Origin of the sequence: Algoriphagus taiwanensis (genome assembly GCF_036245645.1) — a bacterium.
Taxonomy (GTDB): Bacteria; Bacteroidota; Bacteroidia; order Cytophagales; family Cyclobacteriaceae; genus Algoriphagus; species Algoriphagus taiwanensis.
Genome location: NZ_BTPE01000003.1, coordinates 149,819 through 165,445, shown reverse-complemented (window position 1 = coordinate 165,445; position 15,627 = coordinate 149,819). Strand labels below are relative to the sequence as shown.

The following is a 15,627-nucleotide window of genomic DNA, read 5'->3' as shown; positions in this document are numbered from 1 at the left end:
ATTTAAGGAATTTCAATTGAAAAGAAAAAGGCTCTTAACTCCCTTTCAACTTTCTCACCACTTTTGGAAAATACCACATGTAAAACCCGCTGATCGCCAAAAATATCAATCCTATGGAAATCAGTGTGGAATAAGTCAACTTGGCACCTTCATCCCCAGTCGTGTAGTAATCAATAATACTTCCGTCATGTACTTTTTCGATCCAATCCGAATGACGGGTTCCAATGGACAATACCTCCCCAGAAAACCCATCCACTTGAACTTCCGTGAAGTGAGTTTTGAAAGTGACTTTTGCGGTTCCCTTGTCCGGGCGGATATCGATTCGGTCTACTTCAGGATCCTTTCCCAGCTTTTTCATTTCCTCCTCCCCGATTTTCACCATTTCCGAAGGCAAAATCCAAGCGCCCTGCTCCACTTTGGTACTCAAGGTGGGAGGAAGAAGCTCTGCCTTCTTTTTCCAAGCCAATAAAATGGAAGTAATCCCAATCAAGAGAAAAAATAAAAGTAAAGGAATGCCTACCCACTTGTGAATACGGCGATACCAGCGTAGCGCTTTGACTTTGGATTGGATGACAGAATCAGACATGAATCAAGGGTTGAATACAAATTTGGCCAGTTTCATAGCCTCTTGAAGTTCTGATTTATTGAGTCCCAAATCAAAGCCTTCCTGCTCAAGGGCAGGAATCATAAGTTCAGTGGCCATATTTCCCACCAAATTATCCTTTGCCATAGGACAACCGCCAAATCCCATCAAGGCTCCGTCAAATCGCTTGCAGCCACCTTCGAGCCCAGCTCTTACTTTTTCTCCAACCAATTCAGGCCTGCTGTGAAGGTGTGCACCAAATTCTATGTGTGGAAAAGCCTGAGTTTGCACCTCAAAAAGCTGGGTAATAAGAGCTGGAGTGGCTACTCCGATTGTGTCGGATAGAGATACCGTCTCTATCTGAAGCTGTGTCAACTTTTCGACAAATTCCGCGATCAATTCCAGGGAATACGGATCGCCATAAGGATTGCCAAAGCCCATGCTGAGGTAGACGACCTGCTTTTTCCCTTTGGCTGCGCAAAGGTTTTGAATGGCTTCGACTGTCTTTAGCGCATCTGCGATACTGGCATTGGTATTTCTCTGCTGGAAAGTTTCCGAAACAGATAAGGGAAATCCCAGAAAATCAATTTCTGAAAACCTAAGGGCATCTTCTGCCCCTCGTACATTGGCCACGATTGCCAAAAGCTTGGATTTTGCTTTGTGCAAATCCAGCATTTCCAGCACTTCAGCCGTGTCCCGCATCTGTGGAATAGCTTTGGGACTGACAAAACTCCCAAAATCGATGGTATCAAAGCCTACTTCAAGCAATTGGTTGATATAGGCGGCTTTAATAGCGGTATCTATAAAATCAGGAATCCCCTGCATGGCATCCCGGGGACATTCGATTAGTTTAATCATGCCCGAAGATAGGCAGAACAAAGAAATTGAGCTTAAATATTGGAGGAATGGTCAGTGGTAGCTATCGAAAAAAAAAGAAACCTTCGAGGTCAAAAAGACCTCAAAGGTTTAAAACACCTCCTTGGCAATCTTATAGGTAGCGTCCGCCTTACTCATGGTATAGAAATGAAGGCTGGGAACTCCTGCATCGATCAACTCTCGGGATTGCTGAATCGCCCACTCAATGCCCACTTCTTTCACCTCCCCATTGGTTTTACACTTTTCCAATTCATCCATCAAATCATCAGGAAGATCAAGGAAAAAGGTTCTTGGCAGCATGGTAATCTGACCCAAAGTAGTGATGGGTTTGATACCCGGGATGATTGGCACTTCAATCCCCGCTGCCCTCACTTTGTCAACAAAATCAAAGTATTTCTTATTGTCAAAAAACATCTGAGTCACGATATACTCTGCGCCTTTGTCCACTTTTTCCTTCAATTGCTTGAGGTCAAACCTGAGGCTTGGAGCCTCGAAATGCTTCTCAGGATAGCCCGCCACCCCAATGCAAAAGTCCGTATGGAAATTGTTCTCCGTCTCCTCATGCAGGTATTTTCCCTGATTCATCCGTACAATCTGCTCCACCAACTCGCTGGCAAAACTATGCCCTTCTCGTTCCGGGGCAAATTTCTCCCCTTTAGGAGCATCTCCTCTGAGTGCCAATACATTTTCCACTCCGATGAAATTCAAATCAATCAGCGCATTTTCTGTTTCTTCTTTGGTAAATCCACCGCAAAGGAGGTGAGGCACTGCATCAACCTGAAATCTGTTCATAATTGCTGCGCAAATCCCTACTGTTCCGGGCCGCTTTTTGGTGCTGACTTTCTCCAGAAGTCCATTCGGATGCTTTTTATAAATAAACTCTTCCCGGTGATAAGTCACATCTACAAAGGGGGGCTTGAACTCCATCAAGGGTTCGATTCCTTCCAATAGTTCCTTCAAGCTTTGCCCTTTCAGAGGAGGGAGAATTTCAAAAGAAAACAGCGTTGACTTTGCGTTTTTTAGATGCTCGGTGATCTTCATAAGGTTTGATTCGCAAGTAAAGTAGAGGGCGTGTAAGCCAAATTGGGTGATAGAAGTCGCTCGGCCTGCTCTAGGGAAATCCCCTTTCGCATGGCATAACTTGCAACTTGGTCTTCGGCGATTTTTCCTAGGCCAAAGTATTTGGATTCGGGATGGCCAAAATAAAATCCGGATACCGAACTCGTAGGATACATGGCGTAGCTGGAGGTCAGGGTGATTCCCACAGATTTTTCCAAATCCAAAAGCCGGGCGATAGTTTCCTTCTCCGAATGCTCAGGACAGGCAGGGTAACCCGGTGCTGGGCGGATTCCAGGATATTCTTCACGAATTAGAGAGTCGTTATCCAAAGCCTCTTCTTGGGAATAGCCCCAATAGTCTTTTCTGACCAGCTCGTGGACGTATTCGGCAGCAGCTTCCGCCAATCGGTCAGCCAATGCTTTGAAGAGAATATCGTTGTAATCATCCCCTGCTGCTTGGAATTCAGCCAATTTGGCTTCCATTCCCAAACCGGCAGTGACTGCAAAGCAACCCAAATAATCTGGCTGGTCCGGATGTAAATAGTCTGCAAGAGAACGATTCGGCACGCCTTTTCCTTTTTTGCCTTGCTGACGCAAAAAGTGGAATTGACCCAGCATCAAATTGGCATCGTTTGGTTCGAAGACTACTGCATCATCTCCTTTCCGCTCCACAGGATAAAGCCCGAAAACCGCCTTGGCATGCAGCCACTTTTCTTTAATGATCCTGTCCAGCATAACTTGGGCATCTTGAAAGAGCTTTTGGGCTTCTGTTCCCACTATTGGGTCTTCCAAAATCTTGGGATATTTCCCACTCAGCATCCAAGTACTGAAGAAAGGAGTCCAATCGATATATTTTCTCAGCACACTCAAATCCAACTCCTCCAAAATCGTTTTTCCTAACACCTTTGGCCTTACCGGCTCAAAAGAAGTCCAATCTATCGCCACGGGATTGGTTTTGGCCTCTTCGTAGCTAACCATTTGTTTGATGGACTGTTTGGCTTCGTGTTCTTCTCTTAGCTGACGGTAAGTCTCTTTGATTTGGAGACGATAAGCCTCACGGGTCTCTTCAGAAATTGCCTCACCTGCGATAGGCACAGATTTACTTGCATCGGTTACATGAACCACCGTGCCTGAGTAAACCGGGTCGATTTTGACTGCCGTGTGGATTCTGGATGTGGTCGCCCCTCCGATGAGAAGTGGAATCTGCAAGCCTTGACGCTCCATTTCTGAAGCCACATTAACCATCTCATCAAGAGATGGAGTAATCAACCCACTCAATCCAATGATATCCACCTTGTTTTTGATGGCTTCATCGATGATTTTTTGAGCATCCACCATTACGCCTAGATCGATGATTTGGTAGCTATTGCAGGCCAGGACTACACCCACAATATTTTTACCAATATCGTGAACATCTCCTTTTACAGTTGCCAAAAGGATTTTCTTCAAGGAAGAGGCTTCCTGACCCTCTTCAGGCAAAGGCATAAAGGGCTCTAGGTAAGCCACCGCTTTTTTCATTACACGGGCGGACTTGACCACTTGGGGAAGAAACATTTTCCCTTCTCCAAAAAGATCCCCGACCACATTCATCCCGTCCATCAAAGGTCCTTCAATGACTTTGAGCGGATTGACCAATTCCAGTCTTGCAGCTTCCGTATCTTCGATGATGTAGTCCAAAATCCCCTTGACCAAAGCATGCTCAATCCTCTTGGCTACCGGATCCGACCTCCATGCCTCGTTTACAACTTCTTTTTTATCAGCAGCCTTCACCGTTTCCGCAAAGTCAAGCAATCGCTCAGTTGCATCTGACCTTCGGTCAAAAAGTACATCCTCTACCCTTTCAAGGAGATCCTTGGGAATGTCGTCATATACTTCCAGCATGGTCGGGTTGACAATTCCCATATCCATCCCATGATGAATGGCATGGTAGAGAAAAGCAGCGTGCATGGCTTCTCTCACTCGGTCATTTCCACGAAATGAGAAGGACACGTTGGAAACGCCCCCACTCACTTTGGCGCCGGGAAGGTTTTCTTTGATCCATTGGGTCGCCAAAAAGAAATCCAGGGCATTGCGTCGATGCTCTTCCATCCCTGTAGCAACCGGAAAGATATTCGGATCAAAAATGATGTCCTGAGGATTAAAGTGTACTTGATCTACCAGAATTCGATAGCTTCGTTCGCAGATTTGAATTCTTCTTTCGTAAGTATCTGCCTGACCTTTCTCGTCAAAAGCCATAACCACCACCGCCGCCCCAAACTTCTTGATGGTTTTGGCTTGCTGAATATATTCCTCTTCTCCATTTTTCAGAGAAATCGAATTGACGATTCCTTTGCCCTGCACACACTTCAAGCCTGCTAGAATAATGCTCCACTTGGAGCTGTCAATCATAATGGGAATGCGGCTGATTTCCGGTTCGGAAGCAATCAGATTCAGAAATCGGGTCATGGCATACTCTCCATCTAGCATTCCCTCATCCATGCACACGTCCAAGACCTGGGCACCACCTCTTACCTGATCGAGAGCTATGTCCAGGCCTTCATCGTATTTCCCATTCAGGATGAGTCGGGCAAACTTTTTGGAACCGGTGACATTGGTCCGCTCTCCGATATTGACAAAGTTGATATTCGGGGTAAAAACCAAAGGCTCCAAACCCGACAATTTCATGTAGTTCTGCTTAGGCATTGCTTTCCTCCTCCTCAAGTTCTTCTTCAATTTTTCTTGGCTGAAATTCCGAAGCCATTTTGGCCAGTGCTCGGATATGATCCGGAGTAGTACCACAGCAGCCTCCCAAAATATTCAGCATTCCCTCCTTCAAAAACTCTCTGACTTGATCCGCCATTTCATTGGCGCCCTGATCATAGGCTCCAAACTCATTAGGTAGTCCTGCATTGGGATAGGCTGAAACGTAGAAAGGGGCTTTTTGGGAAAGCACTTTCAAATAAGGTCTCAATTCCTTTGCTCCCAAGGCACAATTCAAACCTACAGAAAGCAAGGGAACGTGGGAAACAGAAATCAAAAATGCCTCTGTAGTCTGACCGGAGAGCGTCCGACCAGAAGCATCGGTAATGGTTCCGGAAATCATAATCGGAATGCCTCCTTCTCGGGGATCCAAAGGAATATTTCTTTCCTCGTATACCTCTTGCACCGCATAGAGAGCAGCCTTGGCATTGAGTGTATCAAAAATAGTCTCGATCAAGATGATATCCGCCCCACCATCAAGAAGACCTCTCACTTGCTCTGCATAGGCTTCAGCCAATTGGTCAAAGGTAATCGCCCGATAGCCAGGATCATTGACATCCGGTGAAATAGAGGCAGTTCTGTTGGTAGGTCCCATTGCACCGGCTACAAATCGGGGCTTGGAAGGGTCTTTGGCTGTAAATTCATCTGCTACTTCTCTTGCGATTTTGGCTGATTCATAATTGATCGTATAGGCCAAATGAGGAAGTGCATAATCTTCCTGCGCAATGGTAGTTCCGGAGAAAGTATTGGTTTCGATGACATCTGCCCCAGCTTCTAAATATTCAGCATGTATAGCTTTAATAATATCCGGTCTGCTCAGAGAAAGGAGATCATTATTCCCTTTCAATGGCTTAGGATGATTTGACAGTTCAGGAGTTCTAAAGTCATTTTCATCCAGCTTGTAGCGCTGAATCATCGTGCCCATAGCACCGTCCAGAATTAGGATTCGCTTTTCTATTGCTTGTAAAAGGGCTTCGGTTCGGTTTTGCATGGTGATATTTTCTTCAAATCAAAAAGCTAATCGAGCAAAACACGGAGAAAAGTACGGAGAGGTATTCTTTTCCGCTCATCTTCTTCCGGCATATCCGGAATGGGAGTTAGCACCTTGTTATCAGGTTGCTAAGACGTCGTAGGGCCCTTCCCTCGGTCTTTCTCGATAAGCTGGACAAAAATAACAGCAAAAAATGAAATACAATCAACTGAAGGAAGTAAAACTTAGATAAAAGTAGATCCTCGTTTACTTTTTAATCAAGGCCTTACCCCAATTCCAAAAAGCAAATAGCTGCCAGACATATATTTATTCATAGAAATCTCACCTAACTGGTAGCCTGGAAAAGCCAATTCATATCCTGCCGACGCAGTAAATACCAGATCAAAAAGTTTACGCTTGGTCATTGGAAGGCCGTATTCAAAAAACGCCTCGGGTTTGACCATTACTCCCGAACTCCTCAAGTATCCATCAAAATACCGCTGTTCGAAAAGCTCAGGAAAGTCCGGCTTATTCACTTCACTAAGCGTATACCGTAGATTCCCATAGCCTAAACCTCCCAAAAATCCGAATGCAAAATTGCCGTACTGGATAAGCTTCAAGCCTCCGTTTGCATAGACGCGCAAACTGTTCAAGATGTGATCTTGGAAATTGCTTGCTTGTCCACTCATCGCCAGATTAAAGACATCAACTCCATAAAGAAGACCCTCTGTTTCTCCCAAAATCCGCAAGCCCCAATTAGAAGGCTTTCCTTCTAAAGGCTGATAGTCAAACGATTCAAGATAGGTATTCAATTCATCAGGACGGGTAAAATGAATTCCCCTCACCAGAGAAATACCAATAGAGGCATCCTTGTAAAAGAAATTTCGATCAGGAAGGGAAATCCCCGCTCCAACACGGATAAAAGCACCGGATTGAGCATTGTCGAATGCAATGCCATTCATATTCCAGGAATTTTCAAATGGACTAAAAGAATATCCTCCTCTAGCCATGACTTGCAGGGCTTCTTTTCTTCCGGGAATAGGAAAATCATAACTTAATTGAAAACCTATCTCTGTCAAGAAATTTCCAAACTGAGAAGTGCCTTCATGAATGTTGTTTTTCCTCAAAATAAAGCCTTGCTGAGGTTCTTGGAGGAAAAGCTCAAGGTTTCGGTCCAATTCTGCGGGGAGCATTTGAAAATTCATGAATCCGAATCCTAAACCCAAATAATGAATCAATTGAAATCTACCCTCCTCGGTCATTGAATACCCCACATTGAAAAGTGCCCTCGTCGTCCGATATCGGATTTCCATATCATCAAGCTGACTTGCTTTTCCGGTGTGTTGGCCTAGATCAAACCCCAGGACGAAATCATTGATTCGAGCCTGATAGCCAAGTCCCAAGCTGGAATATCTGTTTCTCAGAGAAGACAGCCCCCTGTCTTTTAGCATTTGATTGAATTGGGTAAGATTTGCGCCGGAAAACCCCGTGTATGCATAAAATGTAGGCCGCTTATTGATCAATTGCTGGGAAAATAAGGTCCCAGAAAAACCAATCAACAGAAAAGTAAGAAAAAACCTAAGGTAGGTAGACATGAAACAGGAAGGTCAAGATTTAAATCAGCCTGCTGAAAGGCAAAATTAATGCTAAACCCATCATTCAATACTTTCTTTTGTATTCAGATACTTGAAAATTTTATCATAAAGCCCCTCCGGGGAAAATGGCTTGGGGATAAAATCATTAAAACCCGCAGCAGCCAGTTCATCTTTAATTTCGTTGATGGAGGCTGCAGTCAAAGCCAAAATCGGAACCTTTGACTTCCTTTCGTCATTCAGTCCCCTGATGGTATTTGCTACTTCAAAGCCATCCAATTCGGGCATCTGCAGATCCAGCAATACCAGATCAAAATCTCCCTTTTCATAGGCTTCCAGAGCTTCTTTTCCATCCGACGCAATGACCCAGCTTCCTGTATTCCACTTGGTAAGGAATTTTCTAATTAAAATCTGATTCACTGAGTTGTCCTCTGCCACCAAAATTGATGCATTATGGAGAGATCGTTGATTTTGAATCAGCGTCTTTTCCATTGACTTGGCTTTCTCATCGTCAAACTCAAACGGAAGAGTGAATTCGAAAATACTTCCCCCTCCGGATCTGGCATGAACCTCAATTTCCCCTCCGAAAAGTTCCACCAAGCGTTTCACAATAGCCAATCCCAATCCAGTACCTCCATATTTGCGGCTGGTACTTGAAGATGCCTGAGTGAAAGCTTCAAAGATCGTTTTTACTTTTTCCTTGGGTATGCCTATTCCAGTGTCTTCAAAGGAAAACTTGATTTCAGTCAAATTTCCCTGAACAAATTCTCTGGAAATCTGAATTCTCACAAAGCCTTTTTCAGTAAACTTGATGGCATTGGATACCAGATTGTTCATTACCTGTCCCAGCCTCAAGGCATCGCCATAGATCACTTGAGGAATAGACTCATCCACTTCACAATAAATCTTCAGGCCCTTATCATTAGCCAAAAAGCTGTGCGAGTGGACTATTCGGTGCACCATGTTGCGGATTTCAAAAGGTGCCTTTTCCAATTCTACTTTTCCGGAATCTATCTTGTTGTAATCAAGAATGTCATTGATCAAGGCCATCAGGTTCTCAGCCGAGAACTGAAGCGTTTTCAAATTCTCCAATTGATCCGGCCTTGGGTCTTCTTCCATGAGAAAATGGGCGAGACCAATGACTGCATTCATCGGGGTCCGGATTTCATGACTCATCACAGAGAGGAATTGGGATTTGGCCTGAGAAGCGAGTTCAGCCTTTTCCTTAGCAATCAAAAGCTCCTTCTGAGCCTCTTTCAGCTTGGAAATATCCCTTGCCACTCCAGTATAGTACCGATGGATGCCCTGCTTGTCTTCGATCAGTTTTCCATTGGAATTGAATACCCTGTACTCTCCGTTTTTGTGCCGGAGTCTGAATTCCAAAAACTGGTTTTTGGCAAGAAAATCCTGAGTCTCGCTGATCATCTTTTGGAACACATCCAAGTCATCCAGGTGGATGAACTCGAAGATGCTCCTTCCGATCACTTCCTCAGAATCATAGCCCAAAAACTGCTTAACATTTGGTGACACATAATGCAGAAGGTAAGCTTCAGATAGTGAAAAAATGATTTCGGTAGACTCTTCCACCAGTCTTCTGTACTTTTCTTCAGACTGCTTGAGATTGACTTTGGCCTGATATTCTGAGTGAATATCCCTTACGATACTGAGCGCAAACTCTACCTGCCCATTCTCCACAATAGGTCTGATAATCCGCTGATAATATCGGTCTTTGAGGAAAAATTCGGACTCGACGATTTCCTGATTTTCGTATACGCGATTTAAGATTTCATTGACTTGCTCATACTCAGTGAGCTGGAAATCCTTAAGATATTTCCCTTCAAAATCTTCTTTCTTCAGCCCCCACTTTTCAAAATTGGTTCCTTCGGCCAGGATATATCTCCTATTCTTGTCCAAGAGGAAAATATTGGTATCGGGAATATTGGAGGCGAGCATACGGTACTGACGGTCTCGCTGCTCCTGAACCATCTCAAAGTTCTTTCTGTCTGAAATATCCTGAAACAATCCCTCATGGAGATAGACTTTTCCCAACTCATCGTAAACTTCCGAGGTACGGTCTTCAACCCACACTAAACTTCCATCCGGTTTTACGATTCGGTATTCTCCAGAAAAGGCCAGACCCTGCATATCTCCTTTGACCACATTTGCCTTGGCTAGCAGAGTTTCCAAATCCTCTGGGTATATCAAATCCAGGAAGGAGACTCCCTGCTCAATCAACTCCTCAGCATTGTATCCAAACCGACTGATATTCTGAGAGATATATTTGATTTTGTAATTCTTTGAGGGATTTACCCGAAACAAAACCGCCGGACTGTTTTCCACAATCAACCGGGCTCGTTGTGCAATTTGTTCGGATTTATATTTCTCTTCGAGATTTCTGAAAATCAGAGAATAGCCTATTTTCTCCTCACTTTCTGCATGAATAGCCCTAGCAGAGACTTCAAAAGGTGATCGGGAAGTATGGACAGTAGCCAAATGCCGCTCTGTTTTCCAGACCTCTCCCACATTCAGATTCTTAATGAAGTCAATGAGCCTTTCGCCGCTATCCCATCCAAAATCAATCAGGTCTTCGATTCTGCCCTTAAATGATCTGGATGTCTCAGGGCAGCATAATTGGATTGCAGCCTCGTTGAGATAAATTACCTCCAAATCCTCATTGACCACCATAATGGGGTCGACCACTTGGGCCAAAATTTGAGACTGAAGTCTCAGGTTATTATCGGAGATTCTCTTTTGGGTGATATCACTGCAAAAACCATACACCTCAAGTCCTTGGGACAAATACTCTTTTTTGCCGACGATTTCATAATGAAAATACCGAACCGAGCTTCCTGCTTTGGTGATGGTAAATTCCCCTGAGCACTGCGTAAGCTGAGCAGAGGCTTTTTTTAGATCTTGGATAAATCGCTCTCTGAAGGGTTTGTCTATTTTATACAGCAAAAAAGCTGCATCGACATATTGGGATTTATCCCCAATTTCCAATAGCTGAGAAAAACCGGCGGAGAAAAAAAACTTGTCCCTAAATGCACTGTATCTCCATGAGCCCGATTTGGACAAAACTTCCGTGGAAGCAAGCAGGTTTTCGTTTCTTTCCAGCTTTCTGAGTATCAGATTCCCCAGATAGGCACCGGCTATGATGTCACCAAGCTGTCTTAGGACCTGTATTTCTTTTTCCAGAATTGGAAATGAGGGATTCTCTATTTCAAACTGAACCAATCCCAACAACTTCTCCTCAGAGAGAAGAGGTATGAAAATGATTTCTACCTGATCTTTGACTCCCCGCTTGGATGAAGTGGAGGGAAGAGCAGATAGTTTGACCTTTCCGTTTTCAAGGTCAGCTTTGACCGAATTGAGCAAAGAAAAGTACCTCGGGCCTGCTGTTATGGACTTATTCTCTGTAGATGAAGTCCAAGAACTGATAATTTCCAGCTCCTTGGTTTCCTTGTTGATAATGACTACCTCCGCCTGTTGGGCGTTAAAAAACTGCCCAAACTTTTCTAAAGACAAATCAAGCTGCTCTTCCAGATCCGTCAGATTGGCGCTGATCATTTGGGACGAAATCTGATTGATGAGGTTTTCAATATCAAACCTTCGGGTCAGCGAACGCTCAGTTTCGATAAACTCGGTGATATCTCTGGAACTGAACATAATCCCTTGAATGTCGGGATGGTCCAATAAATTCTTTGCAAAACTTTCCAGATAAACCCGTTTTCCACTGGGCAGCCGAACCCAGAAATCAATTGGCACCTCTTTGTCTTTGGATTTAAGCACTTCCTCAAAACTACCCTTGACCATTTCGATGGAGCCCTTTTCGATCCAGTCCAGATAACTATTTCCCAGAATGCTTTCGGGAGGAAAGCCCAACTTCTCAGAAACCGAATCACTGATGAATTTGTACTTTCCCTTCTCATCCAAGATAGCTATGAGGTCATAGCTATTATTGAGAATACTCTGCATGAAATCCGCCCTTCTCGAGGAGTTCAGGATTTGGTCCTGTTGCCCATCGCTTCTCTCAGGCTTGGCTAAACCTTTTGCAATGAGGAAATGAGAGGTGTAGGAAGAGGGTAAAGAGTAAAAAGACCACTCGATGGATTGGTCTCCCCCCCCTTTGGCAAGTAAACGAGAGGAGAATTTAGCTTCTGTTTTCTTTCCAGTTTGGAAAAAATGATCCAACTCCTTTCCTATTTCAGGAGAGCTGAAATAAGATTTCCAGTTTTCATTTAACGGCTGGTAATGCTTAAGAAAGAATGTATTAAAATACAAGATCTCCTCAGCGTCCAGAAGCATTACGGGTTCATCCAGTTCATTCAGAAAATCAGAAATATCAAATTGCTGGAATGAAATCATAGGTTAAATCGGATCTTTTCTTTAGTCATTTCCAAATTTCCAATCCCTAGTCTAAAGAGAATTGAGGGAAAACTAATATGTTTTTGTCATTTATTTCTAATCATAAAGAATGATTTATTTCATGAATTTCCGGAGCATTAAACCTATTTTTAGGCAATTGAACCAGCTAATACATTAATCAACTCTTAAAATTCAATTTTATGATTATTTCAACCACACCAAGCCTGGAAGGATATCAAATCGAACAATACCTCGGAGTAGTCACCGGAGAGACTATCATTGGAGCCAACATCTTCAAAGACTTCTTTGCCAGCATCACTGATATCGTCGGAGGCAGATCTTCCGCTTACGAACAGGTTCTCCGAGAAGCAAAAGGAACAGCCATGGTAGAGATGGAAATGCAGGCAAGGGCATTTGGGGCCAATGCTGTCGTGGGAATTGACCTCGACTATGAAACCATACGAGAAGGAATGCTCATGGTCACTGTCAGTGGCACTGCCGTAAAAGTCTCCAAGCTTTAAACAACAAGTCCTGATCTTCAGGACTTTTTTATTATTTCAGCCACCTTATGAACGGTGGCTTTTTTACAAAAGAAATCACCCACCACGACCATAGGTGCTGATTTGCAATGGTCCAGACATCTCGTCTTTATCCATTTGCACTTTCCTTTCAGCTCAGGCTCATTCTCAAGCTCTTTTTGAAGCTTCTTTGCACCTTCCTTTTTGCAATCTTTACCTGTGCATACCAGCACTAACTTTCGCTTATATTTCATCACCAACTGGATACAGCCTGCATCATCAACCCACTCAAATAGGCTCCGTAGGTTCCCACTGCGTAGCCTAAAACAGCAAGCAAAACTCCAACGGGAGCCAAAGACGCATCAAATGCTCCTGCCACAATCGGTGCTGAAGCAGCACCTCCCACATTAGCCTGAGATCCGACCGCTACATAAAAGAACGGAGCCTTGATCATCCAGGCCACAAAACCCATGATCAGAATATGGAATATCATCCAAAAAATCCCGACTAAGAAAAAGACTGGGTTGTCCAAAACTGCTCCCAAATCCATCTGAGCCCCTATAGTAGCAACCAAAACATACAAAAGAACCGAACCCATCCTTGATGCTCCGGCACCCTCCAGATTTCTGGCTCGGGTGAAAGAAAGAATCAAGCCTAGAGTAGTAGCAATCACCACTATCCAGAAAAAGGTGGAATTCAAGGAATATTGGTCCAATTCAGGATAATTCTCCCCAAACCAAGGGCCAAGGAAATCAGCACATAGATGGGAAATGCCTGTAACACCAAATCCAACTCCCAAGATCATCATGGTATCACCCAAACTCGGAATACGCATGATTCCTTCCCGGAATTTGGTAATTCGGTCTCTCAATTCATAAATGGCCGAATTATCCGACTTCAGGAGTTTGTCCAACTTTTCCGGTTTGGCAGCCCAATACAACAAAAAGGCCATCCAAAGATTGGCCACGAGTACGTCCACTGCGATCATCTGTCCAAAAAGTACGGGACTCGCCCCGAATACTTCAAGCATCGCGGTCTGATTTGCTCCTCCTCCTATCCAGCTGCCGGCTATCGTGGACAAGCCTCTCCAAAGCTCATCCGGACCGCTTGCTGAGTAAATATCGGGAAACATCACCCCTACTGTCAAAAGCGCCAAAGGACCTCCCAGCATGATCCCCACAGACCCTGCTAAAAACATGGTCAGAGCTTTTGGACCCAGTTTCAAGATTCCTTTGAGATCAATACTGATGGTAAATAAGACTAATGAAGCCGGAAGTAAATATCTGGAGGACACAAAGTAGAGCTGGGAGCTTTCTCCTGAAATAATTCCCAATGAGTTGAAGACTGCAGGAATAAAGTAACAAAGCAGTACGGTGGGCACGTAGCGATAGAACTTTTGCCAAAAGGGATGTTTGCTAGCAGAGGTAGCGAAAACAAAGGCTAAGGTCACCGCCAATAGTCCAAATACTACTGCGTCATTGGTTAATAAAGGGCCAGATTCCTCCATATTTTAAATAATTCTTGGTCTGCAACAATACCCAAAAAACCCTGATTTCCCCAAAGCAAGACTAACGATCTTCCAAAATCCTGCTGAGCTCATTCAAAATCATGGCAGTGGCACCCCAGACAATTTCCCCGTCAATGTCAAAATATGGGGTATCCAATCGTATTCCTGACCCCAATTCAAGAAGGGTTTGCTTGCGAATTCTTCTGTCCAGAAAACCAGAAACAGAAGAGGAAATAATCCGGTCCACTTCCTTCTCCTCAGGAATAAAATCCGGTTTGGCATTAATTAAGCCCACAATAGGACTGACCAAAAAATTACTGGCAGGAATATACAATTCACTCATTTTGCCAAGTACCTCTATGGATCGCCGGTTTACCCCAATCTCCTCTTCCGCTTCCCGAAGCGCCGTTTGAATCACATCCAGGTCTTCCGGGTCCATTTTGCCTCCAGGCAAAGCGACTTGCCCACTGTGCACGCCAAGATATTGGGGCCTTTTGATCAGGGGAAAGTAGGCCTGGCCATGCTCAGGATAAAACAAGAGCAAAACTCCACTTTTTCGGTGATTGGAAGGAAGGTTGGGATCAAAGCGCTTCAAATTGATAGGCTGTGGCGCCATCTGCAAGTGAGCCTCCTTTCCCGGTAATGGGGATTGGAGCCTGTTTTCAAGATGTAAAATCAGCTTTTCAAATTCCATTGGAAGTCAAATCCACAGCTTTCAGCTTCTTATCCAAGTAGGATTCAGGAAGGTAGCTCTCTGTACCCTTATTGAGCCGAAGTTGGCTAAACCGGTGATTTACCACATCAATCACCCAAACCATAGGCCGGAATCCTTGCTCTTCCTGAAAATAGCCCAAGACCACAAATTCTTTTTCATTGAGCCAAAATCCATCTTCAAACATGCCTGAAGGACCCATAAACAGTAACCTTTCTTTCATCCCATCTGCCCGATACCAGATCACTTCAGAATCGGGATTGAGAAAAGGTTGGTCTAAAATCTCCTGAGCTTCTACCTTGTATTGGTAGATGTCTATGGTGCCTTTTCCTTTGGGATGAAGAAATTGATAAGGAAAAAGAGGATCGCCCTCCTTGATCGGGTTGGCTTCGGGCATTTCCATCGGATCAATGGAATCAGTCAGAATGAGCTCAAAATCAGCTCCATCCATCATCCCAACTGACTCGGACCAGTGATTAATCCAAGCAGTCTTCACCATCAGTACCGAATCAACCTTACTATGAAAGCGCTCTAAATCATTTGCCTGCTTCTCATCTGCCAGGGGACTTTCTTGAGTCGTCTCCCCCCGCTCACAGGATATAAAAAAAATGCCAAAAATCACGGCGCCCAAATAATTGAAAGATCCTTTCATAGGTTTCAGTTGAAATATGAAACTAAGCTAGGTTTGGGAAAAAACAAACTCCCGG

Annotated in this window: 12 protein-coding genes and 1 riboswitch; of the genes, 1 reads left to right on the top strand and 11 read right to left on the bottom strand. The window is 44.1% G+C overall.

Annotated features, from left to right (window positions below; translation table 11 throughout):
- Positions 1–34: 34 nt before the first annotated feature.
- The 7 genes from AAA938_RS05000 to AAA938_RS04970 all read right to left on the bottom strand — a co-directional run bounded on the left by AAA938_RS05000 (position 35) and on the right by AAA938_RS04970 (position 12,183).
- On the bottom strand, positions 35–586 hold the full coding sequence (locus AAA938_RS05000) for a PepSY domain-containing protein (protein WP_338227543.1): 552 nt from the start codon (positions 584–586) through the stop codon (positions 35–37).
- A 3-nt stretch (positions 587–589) separates the two neighbouring features.
- Positions 590–1,441, bottom strand: a complete 852-nt coding sequence (locus AAA938_RS04995) for a hydroxymethylglutaryl-CoA lyase (protein ID WP_338227542.1) — start codon at positions 1,439–1,441, stop codon at positions 590–592.
- A gap of 108 nt (positions 1,442–1,549) precedes the next feature.
- Complete coding sequence (gene metF, locus AAA938_RS04990) at positions 1,550–2,500, bottom strand: methylenetetrahydrofolate reductase [NAD(P)H] (protein ID WP_338227541.1); 951 nt, start codon at positions 2,498–2,500, stop codon at positions 1,550–1,552.
- Positions 2,497–5,199: a methionine synthase gene (gene metH / locus AAA938_RS04985; protein WP_338227540.1), complete on the bottom strand. Its 2,703-nt coding sequence runs from the start codon at positions 5,197–5,199 to the stop codon at positions 2,497–2,499. Before metH ends, metF begins: the two co-directional genes overlap by 4 nt.
- A complete protein-coding gene (locus AAA938_RS04980; RefSeq protein WP_338227539.1) occupies positions 5,192–6,247 on the bottom strand; it encodes a homocysteine S-methyltransferase family protein in 1,056 nt (351 codons plus the stop codon). The genes metH and AAA938_RS04980 overlap by 8 nt, the downstream gene beginning before the upstream one ends.
- A 72-nt stretch (positions 6,248–6,319) precedes the next feature.
- A riboswitch (SAM riboswitch) is annotated at positions 6,320–6,419 on the bottom strand.
- 85 nt (positions 6,420–6,504) lie between these two features.
- Positions 6,505–7,821 (bottom strand): hypothetical protein, encoded by a 1,317-nt coding sequence (locus AAA938_RS04975; protein ID WP_338227538.1) that lies wholly within the window; start codon positions 7,819–7,821, stop codon positions 6,505–6,507.
- Positions 7,822–7,881: 60 nt separating this feature from the next.
- On the bottom strand, positions 7,882–12,183 hold the full coding sequence (locus AAA938_RS04970) for a PAS domain S-box protein (protein ID WP_338227537.1): 4,302 nt from the start codon (positions 12,181–12,183) through the stop codon (positions 7,882–7,884).
- A 200-nt stretch (positions 12,184–12,383) separates the two neighbouring features.
- Between AAA938_RS04970 and AAA938_RS04965 the strand changes: the two genes are divergently transcribed.
- The gene (locus AAA938_RS04965) at positions 12,384–12,704 is read left to right on the top strand and encodes a YbjQ family protein (protein ID WP_338227536.1); all 321 of its coding nucleotides are present in this window, start codon (positions 12,384–12,386) and stop codon (positions 12,702–12,704) included.
- A 17-nt stretch (positions 12,705–12,721) separates the two neighbouring features.
- On the opposite strand, the gene AAA938_RS04960 is transcribed toward AAA938_RS04965, so the two are convergent.
- The 4 genes from AAA938_RS04960 to AAA938_RS04945 form a co-directional block, all read right to left on the bottom strand.
- Complete coding sequence (locus AAA938_RS04960; RefSeq protein WP_338218841.1) at positions 12,722–12,955, bottom strand: NAD(P)H-dependent oxidoreductase subunit E; 234 nt, start codon at positions 12,953–12,955, stop codon at positions 12,722–12,724.
- The gene (locus tag AAA938_RS04955; protein ID WP_338227535.1) at positions 12,955–14,208 is read right to left on the bottom strand and encodes a DUF819 family protein; all 1,254 of its coding nucleotides are present in this window, start codon (positions 14,206–14,208) and stop codon (positions 12,955–12,957) included. Before AAA938_RS04955 ends, AAA938_RS04960 begins: the two co-directional genes overlap by 1 nt.
- Before the next feature lie 61 nt (positions 14,209–14,269).
- A complete protein-coding gene (locus AAA938_RS04950) occupies positions 14,270–14,824 on the bottom strand; it encodes an NUDIX hydrolase (protein WP_338227534.1) in 555 nt (184 codons plus the stop codon).
- 67 nt (positions 14,825–14,891) lie between these two features.
- Positions 14,892–15,572, bottom strand: a complete 681-nt coding sequence (locus tag AAA938_RS04945) for a hypothetical protein (protein WP_338227533.1) — start codon at positions 15,570–15,572, stop codon at positions 14,892–14,894.
- Positions 15,573–15,627 lie beyond the last annotated feature (55 nt).